Source organism: Amycolatopsis sp. 505 (assembly GCF_031625235.1).
In the GTDB taxonomy this organism is placed as follows: domain Bacteria; phylum Actinomycetota; class Actinomycetes; order Mycobacteriales; family Pseudonocardiaceae; genus Amycolatopsis.
On record NZ_JACKQP010000002.1, the window covers coordinates 205,523 to 219,073 of the forward strand.

14 protein-coding genes and 1 pseudogene are annotated in these 13,551 nt (G+C 71.5%); 11 read left to right on the forward strand and 4 right to left on the reverse strand.

Features of this window, described 5'->3' with window-relative positions; translation table 11 throughout:
• The first annotated feature begins 21 nt into the window (after positions 1-21).
• Both H5965_RS07935 and H5965_RS07940 read left to right on the forward strand, forming a co-directional pair.
• Positions 22-1,947, forward strand: a complete 1,926-nt coding sequence (locus H5965_RS07935) for an MFS transporter (RefSeq protein WP_310968699.1) — start codon at positions 22-24, stop codon at positions 1,945-1,947.
• 11 nt (positions 1,948-1,958) lie between these two features.
• The gene (locus H5965_RS07940; protein WP_310968700.1) at positions 1,959-2,435 is read left to right on the forward strand and encodes a DUF2771 family protein; all 477 of its coding nucleotides are present in this window, start codon (positions 1,959-1,961) and stop codon (positions 2,433-2,435) included.
• Here H5965_RS07940 and H5965_RS07945 read toward each other — a convergent pair.
• Entirely contained in the window at positions 2,432-2,818 is a 387-nt protein-coding gene (locus tag H5965_RS07945; RefSeq protein ID WP_013230216.1) for a cold-shock protein, read from the reverse strand. The genes H5965_RS07940 and H5965_RS07945 overlap by 4 nt on opposite strands.
• Positions 2,819-2,949: 131 nt before the next feature.
• On the opposite strand from H5965_RS07945, the gene H5965_RS07950 reads away from it, so the two are divergent.
• Positions 2,950-3,186 carry a hypothetical protein gene (locus tag H5965_RS07950; RefSeq protein ID WP_176174588.1) on the forward strand — a complete coding sequence of 79 codons (237 nt, stop codon included), beginning with the start codon at positions 2,950-2,952 and terminating at the stop codon, positions 3,184-3,186.
• On the opposite strand, the pseudogene H5965_RS07955 reads toward H5965_RS07950, so the two are convergent.
• A pseudogene (locus tag H5965_RS07955) lies at positions 3,186-3,800 on the reverse strand (HAD family hydrolase); the annotation flags it as partial. The gene H5965_RS07950 and the pseudogene H5965_RS07955 sit on opposite strands and share 1 nt — an antisense overlap.
• 95 nt (positions 3,801-3,895) lie before the next feature.
• Between H5965_RS07955 and H5965_RS07960 the strand changes: the two are divergent.
• Both H5965_RS07960 and H5965_RS07965 read left to right on the forward strand, forming a co-directional pair.
• Positions 3,896-4,495, forward strand: a complete 600-nt coding sequence (locus tag H5965_RS07960; protein WP_310968701.1) for a TetR family transcriptional regulator — start codon at positions 3,896-3,898, stop codon at positions 4,493-4,495.
• Positions 4,492-5,460 (forward strand): R2-like ligand-binding oxidase, encoded by a 969-nt coding sequence (locus H5965_RS07965; protein ID WP_310968702.1) that lies wholly within the window; start codon positions 4,492-4,494, stop codon positions 5,458-5,460. The genes H5965_RS07960 and H5965_RS07965 overlap by 4 nt, the downstream gene beginning before the upstream one ends.
• Before the next feature lie 159 nt (positions 5,461-5,619).
• On the opposite strand, the gene H5965_RS07970 is transcribed toward H5965_RS07965, so the two are convergent.
• Both H5965_RS07970 and H5965_RS07975 read right to left on the reverse strand, forming a co-directional pair.
• The gene (locus H5965_RS07970) at positions 5,620-6,759 is read right to left on the reverse strand and encodes a hypothetical protein (protein ID WP_310968703.1); all 1,140 of its coding nucleotides are present in this window, start codon (positions 6,757-6,759) and stop codon (positions 5,620-5,622) included.
• A gap of 89 nt (positions 6,760-6,848) precedes the next feature.
• Positions 6,849-8,507, reverse strand: a complete 1,659-nt coding sequence (locus H5965_RS07975; RefSeq protein ID WP_310968704.1) for an AMP-binding protein — start codon at positions 8,505-8,507, stop codon at positions 6,849-6,851.
• A 102-nt stretch (positions 8,508-8,609) separates the two neighbouring features.
• On the opposite strand from H5965_RS07975, the gene H5965_RS07980 reads away from it, so the two are divergent.
• From H5965_RS07980 to H5965_RS08005, 6 genes are read left to right on the forward strand one after another with little or no spacing between them, the layout of a single operon-like run.
• Entirely contained in the window at positions 8,610-9,509 is a 900-nt protein-coding gene (locus tag H5965_RS07980) for a hypothetical protein (RefSeq protein WP_310968705.1), read from the forward strand.
• Positions 9,510-9,546: 37 nt separating this feature from the next.
• A complete protein-coding gene (locus H5965_RS07985) occupies positions 9,547-11,151 on the forward strand; it encodes an AAA family ATPase (RefSeq protein WP_310968706.1) in 1,605 nt (534 codons plus the stop codon).
• Positions 11,148-11,363 carry a DUF2997 domain-containing protein gene (locus tag H5965_RS07990; RefSeq protein WP_176174579.1) on the forward strand — a complete coding sequence of 72 codons (216 nt, stop codon included), beginning with the start codon at positions 11,148-11,150 and terminating at the stop codon, positions 11,361-11,363. Before H5965_RS07985 ends, H5965_RS07990 begins: the two co-directional genes overlap by 4 nt.
• Positions 11,351-11,926 carry a 4Fe-4S single cluster domain-containing protein gene (locus tag H5965_RS07995; protein ID WP_310968707.1) on the forward strand — a complete coding sequence of 192 codons (576 nt, stop codon included), beginning with the start codon at positions 11,351-11,353 and terminating at the stop codon, positions 11,924-11,926. Before H5965_RS07990 ends, H5965_RS07995 begins: the two co-directional genes overlap by 13 nt.
• Positions 11,923-12,366: a hypothetical protein gene (locus H5965_RS08000; RefSeq protein WP_310968708.1), complete on the forward strand. Its 444-nt coding sequence runs from the start codon at positions 11,923-11,925 to the stop codon at positions 12,364-12,366. Before H5965_RS07995 ends, H5965_RS08000 begins: the two co-directional genes overlap by 4 nt.
• The gene (locus tag H5965_RS08005; protein ID WP_310968709.1) at positions 12,363-13,538 is read left to right on the forward strand and encodes a helix-hairpin-helix domain-containing protein; all 1,176 of its coding nucleotides are present in this window, start codon (positions 12,363-12,365) and stop codon (positions 13,536-13,538) included. The genes H5965_RS08000 and H5965_RS08005 overlap by 4 nt, the downstream gene beginning before the upstream one ends.
• The last annotated feature ends 13 nt before the right edge of the window (positions 13,539-13,551 follow it).

Sequence of the window (13,551 nt, forward strand, 5' to 3'; positions counted from 1 at the left end):
CCGGTAAGGCAGGATTGACACGTGGCACTCTTCGGCTCCCGCTCCGACGGCTCCGGCTCGCAGCAGCGCGGCCGGAAGTCCAAGCGGCGCTGGACGCCCGAGCCGGGCGCCGCCCAGGCTCGGTCCTGGCGGGACGCCGCCGCGCCGCGCGCCGAGCACGGCAGCCCGCCGCCCCCCACCCGCGTCCAGCGGCCCGTGGCGCAGGGCGGCCCGCCGCCCACCCGCGTCCAGCGCCCCGTCGAGCACGGCAATCCGCCGCCCCCGCGCGCCGGGTTCCACGACGGCCGCGTGCCCAACGCCGACGAAGCACCCACCGCGGCCGCGCCGATGAATCACCGGCCGCCGCCGCGCGGGGCCCGGCCCTACGACCCGCACCGCACCGAGCCCGTGCGCCGCGAGCCGCCCGGCGGCTTCTACCAGGGCGAACGCCACCCCGGCAGCGGTGAGTACGAGCACTACGACACCGGCGGCTACGCGGGCGAACCGCGGCCGCCGGAGCCGGGGCCGCCGCCGCCGCGGGAAGAGCCGCGCACGCCGGGCGGCACGCCGAAGCTGCCGAAGAAGATCACCGTCACTCGGGTGGCGGCGATGCGCAGCCGGCAGCTGACCGGCCAGGCCGTCGACGCCTTCCAGCGCGCGACGAAGGCCGACGGCGCCGAGAAGTCCGGCCTCACCTCGCTGACCTACGCCGTGATGCTCAATTACGCCAGCGACGCGGCCATGGCGATCGCGCTGGCCAACACGCTCTTCTTCGCCGCGACCAGCGGCGAGAGCAAGGGCAAGGTCGCGCTCTACCTGCTCATCACGATCGCGCCGTTCGCGCTGGTCGCGCCGGTGATCGGGCCCGCGCTCGACAAGGTGCAGCGCGGCCGGCGGCTGGCGATGTGCGCCTCCTCGATCGGCCAGGGCCTGATGGCCGTCGTGATGGCGCTGCACTTCGACGACTGGCTGCTCTACCCGGCCGCGCTCGGGATGATGGTGCTGTCGAAGTCGTTCACCGTGCTCAAGGCCGCGGTGACACCGCGGGTGCTGCCGTCGGAGATCACGCTCTCCAAGACGAACGCCCGGCTGACCACGTTCGGCCTGGTCGCGGCGGGTGTGTTCGGCGCGCTGGCCAGCGGCGTCAACGCGATCACCGGCTCGGCGGGCGCCCTGTGGTTCACCGCGCTGATCTGCGTCGCCGCCGCCGTGCAGTCGATGCGGATCCCGGCCTGGGTGGAGGCGACCGAGGGCGAGGTGCCGACGTCCCTGTCGGCGCACCCGAAGGAGAAGAAGCGCCGTCAGCCGCTGGGCCGCCACATCGTCGTCGCGCTGTGGGGCAACGGCTCGGTGCGCGTGCTCACCGGCTTCCTCATGATGTTCGCCGCGTTCGCGGTCAAGGCGCAGACCGAGGGCAGCGGGCAGACGCCGTTCATGCAGCTGCTGCTGCTCGGCGTGATCGGCGCCGCGGCGGGCGCCGGCGGGTTCCTCGGCAACGCGCTGGGTTCGCGCCTGCACTTCGGCAGCCCCGACCAGGTGATCGTCGGCTGCGTGGCGGGCTGCGTGCTCGCCGCGCTGGTCGCGACGCTCCTGCCCGGCCTGGCCACGGCCGCGATCGTCGGCCTGATCGGCGCGACGGCCAGCGCGCTGGCCAAGATCAGCCTCGACGCCGTCATCCAGGAAGACCTGCCCGAGGAGTCGCGCGCGTCGGCGTTCGGCCGGTCGGAAACCGTGCTGCAGCTGGCCTGGTGCCTCGGCGGGGCGGTCGGCCTGCTGCTGCCGCCGACGTACTGGATCGGCTTCCTGGTGATCAGCATCCTGCTGGCGGTCGGCCTGACCCAGACGTACCTGGTGCGCCGCGGCGGGTCGCTCGTGCCGGGCCTCGGCGGCGACCGGCCGCTGCGCCCCGAGCCGACCGGCAGCTTCCCGGCCCAGGGCCTGCCCCGGGACCCGACGGCCCGCCGGTAGGGTCTGGGCCCATGCGACGTTCCCGGGTGGTGGCCCTGCTTGCGGCCGGTGGGTTCGCGGTGGCCGGCTGCTCGGCGCCCGGCCCGGCCGAGGTCACCTTCTACGCCGACGGCCACACGATCAACACGACGCCGGTGCTCTCGTGCGACTACTCCCGGCAGCTCGCGCAGCCGTGCAGCGCCACGGGCGACACAAAGACGCTCAAGGTGCGCCCGGGCAAGCCGGTGCAGATCTCGGTGCCCGGCGAGGTCGCGGACGCGCCGTGGCAGATCGTCTACGAGTACGTCACCCCGCAGGGCGAGTTCAAGCAGAGCGACCCGATCCCGTTCACGTCGCTGGACCGCTACGCCTACACGGTGATGCCCCCGACGCCCGCCGACCGCATTTCGGCGGTGGACGTGCAGAAGTACACCGCCGTGCTCAACTCGAGCACCGGTGAATCGGGCCTGCTGCCCAGCGACGTCTGGGGTCTCCGGCTGGAGGCTTAGGGGTCGATGTCCCGGGCGACCGCGCGCATGATTTCGGCGATCTGCTTGGTGTGCTTGCGGTCCGGGTAGCGGTTGCGCCGCAGGTCCGGCTGCACCTTGAGCTCCAGGAGCTTGATCATGTCCTCGATCAGGCCGTGCAGCTCCTCGGCCGGGCGGCGGCGCGCTTCGGCGACGGACGGCGGCGGGTCGAGCAGCCGGACGGAGAGCGCCTGCGGCCCGCGGCGGCCGTCGGCGACGCCGAACTCCAGCCGCTGTCCGGCCTTCAGCCCCTCGACGCCCTGCGGCAGCGCGGCCTTGCGAATGTAGACGTCGGCGCCACCGTCCTGCGTGACGAACCCGAACCCCTTCTCCGCGTCGTACCACTTGACCTTGCCGGTCGGCACTTCCCTCACCAGTCCTTCTGCTGTCCGCTCACGACGAACGCGCCCGGGGCGTACCCAGGGCGCGCTGGGTAAAGGGTATCTCGCCACAGCCCCTGGGGAGAAGTCGATACCGGCGGATACCCTCATGCGTCATGAAGAGCACGACGAAGGAGGCCGGTGTGGCCGCTCCCGGCAAACCGTTCCTGATGCGCGTCGGCATCGGGCTTTTCGGCCTCGGCATGCTCGCCGTGCTGGCGGTGTTCATCATGTTCGCCGCCGGCCTGGAGAACCTGCCGATCTGGCTGTCGGTCGCCGCCGGGGTCATCACGCCGCTGGGCCTGCTCCTCGGCCTGATCGCCCTGGTGATCGAGGCCCGAGCCAAGAACTAGGGCACCGCCGCGAACGTCTTCTCGAACCACGCCGGGAACTCCGTCAGCGACTCGAACACCACCTCCGCTCCTTCGCTCAGCAGCAGCGTGCGATCACACGGCCCGGTGGTGACGCCGACGGCGATCGCCCCGGCGGCGAGAGCACCTCGGACATCGCCCGCGTGATCTCCGACATACACCCGGGCGTCGTGGGCGAGGAGCGCCTCGGCCTTCTGCGTCGACCACAGTTCGCCGACGACTTCGTCGACGTCCAGCCCGAGCGCGTCCACGTGCAGCTGCGCGTTGGGCCCGTACTTCCCGGTGACGACCAGCGTGCGCCCGCCCGCGGCGTGCACCGCGCGGAGTGACTCGGCCGCGCCCGGCAGCGCGACCGCACTCGGCACGACCACTTCCGGGTACATCGCGCGGAACCGGTCGACGAGCCCCGGGATGCGTTCCTCGGGCGCTTCGAAGCCGCGCAGGATGTCGTCGAGCGGCGGCCCCAGGTTGGCCGCGAACGCCTCGCCGTCCAGCGGCAGGCCGGATTCGGCGCCCAGCGCGTTCATCGCCGCGGCCATGCCCGGCCGGGCGTCGATCAGTGTCATGTCGAGGTCGAACCCCACGGTGATGCCCACGATCAACACGGTAACCCGAGACACCGACAGTTTTACACGTGAGCCGATCATGTACAGCGCCTTGACAGCGGAGTGATCTGTGTCAAGGTGGAGGTGTGACCAGCTTCACCGAACGGACGAAGGCGTCCCTGCGGGAGGCGCTGCTCGACGCCGCCGCCGACCTGCTGCCGGACCGTGGCCACGCGGGCCTGCGGATGGCCGACGTCGCCGCGAAAGCCGGCGTGAGCAGGCAGACGGTCTACAACGAGTTCGGGAACAAGGCGGCGCTGACCCAGGCGGTGGCGCTGCGCACCGCGTCGGAGTTCCTCGACGGGATCCGGCAGCGGTTCGAAACGGCGGACGGGCTCCTGGCGGGCATCCACCACGCCGTCGTCTACACGATCGAGCACGCGCGGGAGAACCGCCTGGTCGCGGCGGCGCTCGGCACCGAAGCCGGCGAGGACCTGCTGCCCCTGCTCACCACCCGGGGTGAGCCGATCCTCACCGCGGCCGCGGACCTCGCCGCCGAGCAGTACCGCGAGTTCGAGCCCGGGCTCTCCGCCGAGGCCGCGGCCCTGCTCGCGGAGACCGTCGTCCGGCTTTCCCTGTCCCACCTGGTGCTTTCCACGCACTCGGCGACCGAGGCGGCCGGCGCCGTCACCGCGGTCCTGGAACCCGCCATCCGCCAATTCGTCCACAATGGAGTGAAACGATGACCGACACGCTCCCGGAGCTCCGGACCGGCTTTTCCTCACTGCGCAAGGGCGGGCTGAACTGGGATTCCTTCCCGCTGCGGCTGTTCGTCAAGGGCAACAAGAAGTTCTGGAACCCGGCCGACATCGACTTCAGCCGCGAGCGCGAAGGCTGGGACACGCTCAACGACGAGCAGAAACGCAGCACGACGTACCTGGTCGCGCAGTTCATCGCCGGCGAAGAGGCTGTCACCGAGGACATCCAGCCGTTCATGCGGGCGATGTCGGCGACCGGCCGGTTCGGCGACGAGATGTACCTGACGCAGTTCTGCTTCGAGGAAGCCAAGCACACGGAGGTGTTCCGGCGCTGGATGGACGCCGTCGGGCTGACCCAGGACCTCCACCCGTTCGTCGCCGAGAACCCGCACTACCGCAAGCTGTTCTACGAAGAGCTGCCGCAGTCGCTGCGGGCGCTGGAGGACGATCCCAGCCCGCTCAACCAGATCCGCGCGAGCGTCACGTACAACCACGTCATCGAGGGCAGCCTGGCGCTCACCGGCTACTACTCGTGGCAGCTGATCTGCACCCAGCACGACATCCTGCCGGGCATGCAGGAACTGGTCCGCCGCATCGGCGACGACGAGCGCCGCCACATGGCCTGGGGCACCTTCACCTGCCGTCGGCACGTCGCCGCGGACGACTCCCTGTGGGACGCGGTGCAGCAGCGGATGGGCGAGCTGCTGCCGCACGCGTTGAACATGATCCAGTGGGTGCAGGACCAGTTCGAGGAGATCCCGTTCGACAACGACCCGCAGGAGATCATCCAGTACGCGGCCGACCGGGCGCAGCGGCGGCTGGGCGCGATCGAGTCGGCGCGCGGGATGCCGGTGGAGCAGATCGACGTCGACTATTCGCCGGAGCAGCTCGAAGAAACCTTCGGCGAAGAGGACGCGAAGGCGATCGCGGAAGCCGCTGCCGCGGTGGGCTGAGGACGCCCCCGGCGTGGGGCACCTCGACCGAGGTGCCCCACCCGGATCTTCACCAGTCCCAGCTCAGGATGATCATCGGACGCCTCCTTCCGCGGAATCGCGCAGGACCACGCCTGGCCGCCCGGAGCGGTTTAGCCGTGCTTCGCGGACACCGGTCCGTCAGCTCGCCGGCCAGTAGACGGCGTGCCAGCCGAAGGACAGGTCGGACCGGCCGATGATCGTCCCGTCGGCGGAGATCCCGGTCGCCCAGCTGTAGCCACCGCCGGGCAAGGCGCCGAGGATGGTTTCCGTGCCGTCCGCGGCCCAGCGGGCCGCCACCGATTCGACGTTGCCGACGGCCGTGCCGGAGTCGTTGAGCGCCACCGCCTCGGACCGCCGGGCGGGCTCCAGCACGGTGGCCCCGCGCGCGCTCCAGCGCACCGCCCGGTCCTGGGCGAAGTCGACGGACCCGTTGCCCACGACCACCCCGGCGCGGTTGATCGCGCGCGGCGTCGCGGAGGCCGGTGCCGCCGGCCAGTCGAGCCGGATCCGCTGCCCGTCCCGCTTCCAGGCCACCGGGGCCCGCGAACCCGCCTCGGTGACGCTCCCGGCGATCACGCCGAAGTCGTTGATCGCGGCCGCCGTGGCGCCCGGGTTGCCCACGTTGCCCGGCGAGAGGTCGGTGATCGCGCCCGTGGCCGTCCAGCGGACGGCGTGCTCGTTGCCGGCGGCGTCCGAGGCGCTTCCGCTGATCAGCGAGCCGTCCGCGGTGATCCCGGTGACGACGCCCTGCCCGCCGCCGGGCAGCGAAGCGAGCTGGGTGACCGAGCCGTCCGGGGCCCAGCGCAGCGCGACGTACGTCCCCTGCGGGGTGCTGCCGCTTCCGGCGACCACGCCGGACCGGCTGATGGCTTTCGCCTCGGAGGACCCCGCCCACGGCAACGCGGTGACGGAACCGTCCGGGGCCCAGCGGACCGCGTGCTCCGCACCGCTCGCGTCCTGGGCCCAGCCCACGGCCACCCCGGCGTCGTCGACCGCGACCGCCCGGCCCTGTTCGCCGCCCAGCGTCGGCAGGGCGCTGATCCGGCCCTGGCTGTCCCACTTCACCGGGTGGAAGCGCATCCGCACGTCGTACGGGAGCGACTCGCCGACCATGGTGCCGGTGGCGTTGATCGCCGCCACGGTGCTGAACGCGTCACCCGGCAGGGTGCCCAGGTCGACCGGCGCGACGCCGGCCGCGGCCGCCACGCCCGGCAGGCCCAGCGCGGCCGCCGCGAGCAGCGTTCCCACGGTGATCGGTTTCTTCAGGCAGGACAGCACGACTCCCCCTCCGCCGGCGGTCCCGTCGCTCCCGTGTCGGAAGCGCCCCCTCCGCCGCGAAGGAGCAACGCCCAGCCCGGCCGTCCGGTTTAGGCGTGTTTCGTCGAGGCGGCCTGTTCCAGCCCCAGCAGGCTGATCGACTTCTCGCGCATCTCGACCTTGCGGACCTTCCCGGTCACCGTCATCGGGAACTCCTCGACGACATGCACGTACCGCGGGACCTTGTAGTGCGCCAGCCTGCCGCTGCAGAACTCGCGCACCTTCTCCGCCGTCAGCGGTTCCGCGCCCTCGCGCATCCGCACCCAGGCCATCAGCTCTTCGCCGTACTTCTCGTCCGGGACGCCGATCACCTGCGCGTCGAGGATGTCCGGGTGCGTGTAGAGGAACTCCTCGATCTCGCGCGGGTACAGGTTTTCGCCGCCGCGGATGACCATGTCCTTGATGCGGCCGGTGATGTTGAGGTAGCTGTCACCGTCCATCACCGCCAGGTCGCCGGTGTGCATCCAGCGGGCCGCGTCGATCGCTTCGGCCGTCTTGTCCGGCTGCTCCCAGTACCCGAGCATCACCGAGTAGCCGCGGGTGCACAGCTCGCCCGGCTCGCCGCGCGGGACCGTCAGGCCGGTTTCCGGGTCGACGACCTTGACCTCCAGGTGCGGCCCGACCCGCCCGACCGTCGACACGCGACGCTCGATCGAGTCGTCCGCGCGGGTCTGCGTCGACACCGGGGACGTTTCGGTCATGCCATAGCAGATGGACACCTCCGCCATCCCCATCCGGTCGATGACCTGCTTCATCACCTCGACCGGGCAGGGCGAGCCGGCCATGATCCCGGTGCGCAGGCTGGACAGGTCGAAGCTCTCGAAGTCCGGGTGGTTCAGCTCGGCGATGAACATCGTCGGCACGCCGTAGAGCGACGTGCACCGCTCGGCCGCGACCGCTTCGAGGGTGGCCTCCGGATCGAACGCGGGGGCCGGGATGACCATGCAGGCGCCGTGGCTGGTGCAGGCCAGGTTGCCCATCACCATGCCGAAGCAGTGGTAGAAGGGCACCGGGATGCAGACCTTGTCCGCTTCCGTGTAGTTGCAGAGCTCGCCGACGAAGTAGCCGTTGTTCAGGATGTTGTGGTGGGACAGCGTGGCGCCCTTGGGGAAGCCCGTGGTCCCGGACGTGTACTGGATGTTGATCGGGTCGTCGGCCGACAGCCCGGCCTGCAGATGCGCCAGCTGCGCCGGGTCACCGCCGCGGCCGGCGTCCAGCAGCGCGTCCCAGTCCCCGCCGCCGAGCACAACGACCTGTTCGAGCGCCGCGCACTTCCCGCGCACCTCCTCGGCCATCGCGGGGTAGTCCGACGTCTTGAACTTGTCCGACGCCACCAGCAGCCGGATGCCGGCCTGGTCGAGGACGTACTGGAGCTCGTGCACGCGGTAGGCCGGGTTGATGTTGACCAGGATGGCGCCGATCTTCGCCGTCGCGTACTGGAGGAACGTCCACTCCGCCCGGTTCGGCGACCAGATCCCGACCCGGTCGCCCTTGCCGATGCCCTGCGCGACCAGCCCCAGCGCCAGCGCGTCCACTTCGGCGGCCAGCTCCCGGTAGGTCCACCGCTTGCCCGCGGCCCGGTCGACGAGGGCGTCCCGGTCCCCGAACGCGGCCACCGTCCGGTCGAAGTTGTCGCCGATGGTGTCCCCGAGCAGCGGGACCTCCGAGATTCCGGAGGCGTAGCTCGGCATGGCGGGCGCGTCAGGCATGGTGCCTCCTGAAGTCGGCGGTGACTGGGGCCGAGTCTAGGAATCCGGTGCCGGGTCGGCCAGCACGGTGGCAGGATCCCCCTGGGAAGAGGGAGGGAACCGATGCGAAGAATCCTGGCTCTGGTGTCCGCTGTCCTGCTGCTCGCGGTGGCCACCCCGGCGTCGGCGGCGACGAAGGTGATCGTGCTGCCCGGCGCCACGTCCGCCGAAGGGATCACCGCCGCCGGCGGCGGCACCTACTACACCGGCGACCTCATCGCCGGCACGATCTTCCGCGAGGACGTCCGGCGCGGCACGGCCGAGCGCTTCATCGAGGTACCGCCCGGCACCATGGCGGCCGGAGTGGACTTCGACCGGCGCCACGACCTGCTGTTCGTCGCCGGCGCGATCGGCGGCAAGGCCTACGTCTACGACGTCCGCACCAAGGCGAAGGTCGCGGACTACACCTTCGGCGACCCGCAGACGTCCTACGTCAACGACGTGGTGGTGACGCCGCGGGGCGCGTGGTTCACCGACTCCTACCACCCGCAGCTGTTCTTCGTGCCGTTCGTGGCCGGCGGGCTGGGCACCCCGCGCACCCTGGCGCTGAGCGGGCCGGGCGCGGGCGGAGCACCCGGCGACTTCTTCATGAACGACATCATCGCCACGCCGTCCGGCGACACCCTGCTCGTGGCCGCCACGATTCCCGGCGAGGTCTTCACGATCGATCCGCGCACCGGGGTCAGCGAGGAGATCGCGGGCGTGAACGCGCCCAGCGTCGCCAGTCTCGTGCTCGAAGGGAACCGGCTCTGGGCGGTGCAGCTCGACGACAAGATCACCCGTTGGTGTCTCGCTGGTGACCTGAGCCACGGCACCTCGGCCGGCACGATCACCGACCCGCTGTTCGACCAGCCGGTCTCGGCCATCAAGATCGGCAACCACCTCGCCGTGGTCAACTCCCACATCTACAGCGGCTACCCGCCCACCAGCCCGACGTACGAGATCCTCGTCGTCGGCGCCTGAGTTGGTAGGGTCCGAACGGACTTCGAGGGGGCGATCGATGGCCGGGTTCCGCGACGAACTGACCCAGCTGCTGCAGGCGCGCTACCCGCTGCTCGTCGTCGAAACGCACGAAGAGCAGCGGGTGCTGCGAGAGATCCGCGCGGTCGCGGAAGACGCCCACCGGCTGCGGACCCCGCGGCGCGTCTACGTCTGGTCGTCGACCACCGGGCTGGCCCCCGCGGGCGGCCCGCCGATCAGCGAGACGCGCACCGCGGCCGCCGCGCTCGAGCGCGTCTACGGCTGGGGTGAGCCCGCCGTCTTCGTGTTCGCCGACCTGCACCCGTCGCTGGTGTCCGAGGGCGGGCACCGGCCCGATCCCGACGTCGTGCGCCGGCTGCGGGAGCTCGCGGCCGCGTTCAAGACCCGGCCGGTGCCGCTGAGCCTCATCCTCGTGTCGCCGTCACTGCCGGTGCCGCCGGAACTGGAGCACGACGCGACCGTCGTCGACTTCCCGCTGCCCGACCAGCGCCAGATCGGCGAGCTGCTGGACAGCATGGTCGCCGCGCACCGGCAGAACGTCCGGATCAGCATCGACCGCGACGACCGGGACATGATCGTCGCCGCCGCGCGCGGCCTCACGCTGCCCGAGGCCGAAAACGCGTTCGCCAGGGCCCTGGTCGAAGGCGGCGGGCTCGATCCGAGCGACCTGGAGCTGATCCTCGCCGAGAAGCGCCAGGCCGTGCGGCGCTCCGGGATGCTCGACATCGTGCCGGCGGAGACGAGCTTCGACGCCGTCGGCGGCCTCGACCGGCTCAAGCGCTGGCTGACCAAGCGCACCGGCACGTGGACGCCCGCGGCGTCGGCGTACAACCTCGCGGCGCCGAAGGGGCTGCTGCTCACCGGCGTCCCCGGCTGCGGCAAGAGCCTGTCCGCGGTGTGCGTCGCGAACATGTGGCGGCTGCCGTTGCTGCGTCTGGACCTCGGGCGCGTCTTCGCCGGGCTCGTGGGTTCCAGCGAAAAGAACATCCGCACGGTCATCCGCACCGCGGAAGGCATCGCGCCGTGCGTGCTGTGGGTCGACGAGATCGAGAAGGGCCTCGCCGGCGCGGGCGGCGGCGGTGACGGCGGCACCGCGCGGCGCGTGTTCGGCACGTTCCTGTCCTGGATGCAGGAGAAGTCGGCGCCGGTGTTCGTGATGGCAACGGCGAACCAGGTCGGCTCGCTGCCGCCGGAGTTCCTGCGCAAGGGCCGGTTCGACGAGATCTTCTTCGTCGACCTGCCCTCGGCGCCCGAGCGCGCCGCGATCTGGCGGATCCACCTGCGCAAGCGCGTCACCGATCCGTTCGTGGGCAGCGAACTGGGGCTCGACGACGCGCTGTTCGCCGAGCTCGCCGACGTCAGCGCGGGTTACAGCGGCGCCGAGATCGAGCAGGCCGTGCTGTCCGGGTTGGTCGACGCGTTCGCCGAGAAGCGGCCGCTGCGCCGCGACGACCTGGTGCGGGCGGTGAAGTCGACCGTGCCGCTGTCGGTCACCCAGGCCGACGAGATCCTGGCCATCCGGAACTGGGCGGAGACCAGGGCCGTGGCCGCCACGGACACCGGCGATCCCGAGCCCGTCGCGCCGCCACCGGCGTCACCGAGTGGGAGGACGATCGACGTATGACGCATCGCGTGACCGTGACGATCGGCAAGGACGGCTCGATCAGCGCCGAGACCCACGGCGTGACCGGGTCGAAGTGCCTCGACTACATCCCGCTGCTGGAGGACCTGCTCGGCGCGGAGACCGAGACGTCGGAGTTCACCGAGGACTACCGGCGCACGTCCGCTTCGGTTGAAGACACCGCTTCGCAGCAGCAGTCGCAATGGAACTCCTGAACCTGCACCGGATCGTCGACGTCACCCTCGCCGAAGGCCCGGGTGCGCGGTGTGCCGTGTGGACGCAGGGGTGTTCGGTCCGCTGCCCGGGGTGTTTCAACCCGCAGACGTGGACGACCCGCGGCGGGTTTTCCCTGTCGTGGCCGGATTTGGCCGCCCGGGTGCTGGCTGTCTCGGGGATCGAAGGCGTCACGCTGCTCGGCGGTGAACCGTTCGACCAGGCCGAGCCGCTGGGTCGGTTCGCCGCGGCGGTCCGGGCCGAGGGGTTGTCGGTGATGACCTTCACCGGACACGTCCTGGAGGACCTGCCGCCGTCACTGCTGCTGGAGTCGACGGATCTGCTGGTGGACGGGCCCTTCCTGGCGGACCGGCCCGAGCCGTCCCGGCCGTGGGCGGGCTCGGCGAACCAGCGGTTCCACTTCCTGACCGACCGCTACGACGAGTCGATCTTCAGCACCCCGAACCGCCTGGAACTGACGATCGCCCCCGATGGCGCGATCGAGCTGAACGGGTTCGCCACCACCGAAGTACTCGAAGCGCTGCTCGAAGGGGAACGCCGATGAGTGTCACGCTCAAGCTGCGCAGTGCGGCACTGGCCCAGCTCGACGCCGCCACGATCGCCGCGCACGCGCAGGCGCGGCCGGGGGTCGTCACCGTACGGACCCGGATGCGGCACCGCGATCTGCTCGCGCGCGCTTTGGCCGGGCTGCGAGCCCAGGTGACCGACGACGGCACCACCGTCATCGCCGCCTGGGAAGGGCGGCGGATCACGTTCGGCTACGGCCCCGAAGGCGTCCAGGTGGCGCACGTCGACGGGCCTGGCCTGGTGCCTGCGGAAGCTTCGCGGCTGGTGTTGTCGGTCGACGAGGCGTACGCGGCCGAAGTGCAGCGGGCGGTGCTGGCCCGGCTGAAGGAGCGGGCGGGGCAGGCGGGGATGCGCGTCGAGTCGGAGCGGGTCAACGCCGACCAGTCGATCAGCGTCACGCTGGCCGCCACGTCGTGACCGAGACCAGGGTCGGGCTGATCGAGTTCGGCAAGGCGATCCACGACTCGGTCACCGTCCCCGGCCTCGGTGAGCTGCCCGGAGGGCAGGTGAGCACGGGGCGCGCGGTCCGCGGCGCCCGCGCGCGGCTGGTGCGCGGTGACCGGGTGCTGGAGGAGAACCTGCGCCTGGGGATCATGGTGCGGAAGAAGTTTTTCTCCAGCGAAGTCGAGCCGGTGACGGGCGCCGGGTTCCTGAAGGACGTGTTCGTCGCCGTCGGGCGGCGGGACCTCGGCAACGGCGACGCGCTGGAGCTCTACACGGACGACGTCGTCGGGCCGGACCTGAGCCGCCCGGAGGGGGTGGCGACGGTGGTGGCGCCGGCTTTCGAGCCGCTGACGGGGTTCCACGCGCAGGTGGCCGTCCGGGAGGGCGTCCTGCGGTTCGGTGCGCTGTGTGCGTCGTCGCGCGGCGGCCAGCCGATGCGGGTGCTCGGGTTGTTCGGGCCGGCGGGACCGCTCGACGAACTGCGGGCGGGCCGGCCGGCGACGGTGTTGCTGGGCTTCCAATGCGACGTACCGCCGTTGGCCGGGGACACGCTGACGGCGTTCCCGGCCGGCGACGCCGGGGAGCAGCGCGCCGGGACCGCGGTGGTGCACGGCGTCACCGAACTCGGCACCGGCGCACAGGTGGCGGCGGTCGAGGTGCCGGAGGGGCGGAGCGCGGCGTTCACGGTGGGGATCGGGGTCCGGGTCCTGCGCCCGATCGGGACGACGTTCAACGAGCGCCACACGGTCATCGCTTCGGGGCTGCCGGTGCTTTCGCTGGCACGGGACGGGATCGCGGTTGCGTCGTCGGCGGGGTCGCGGGTGTTCACGGTGGGGCTGGGGACGCGGGAGCTGCGGCAGAACGACGTCCTCGAGGCTTATGAGCTGCCGTTGGCGCCTCCTCCGGCTCCTTCGGTGGACGTCAATGTGGCCTCGGAGCCGGATCTGGCGGGCCTGCCGGGGATGACTCCGGAACGCGCGGCTTCGGCGGTGGAGCTGCGCCGGCGGCAGGGCGGCTTCCCGAGCGTGGAGGCGTTCGGAGTGGCGATCGGCTTGCAGCCACACGAAATAGTCCGCCTCCGCGGACGGGCGACGGGCGGCCGGGTGACGTTCCGCGAGACGGGCGTTCGTCAGCTCGACATCTGAGGAGTTCCGCTAC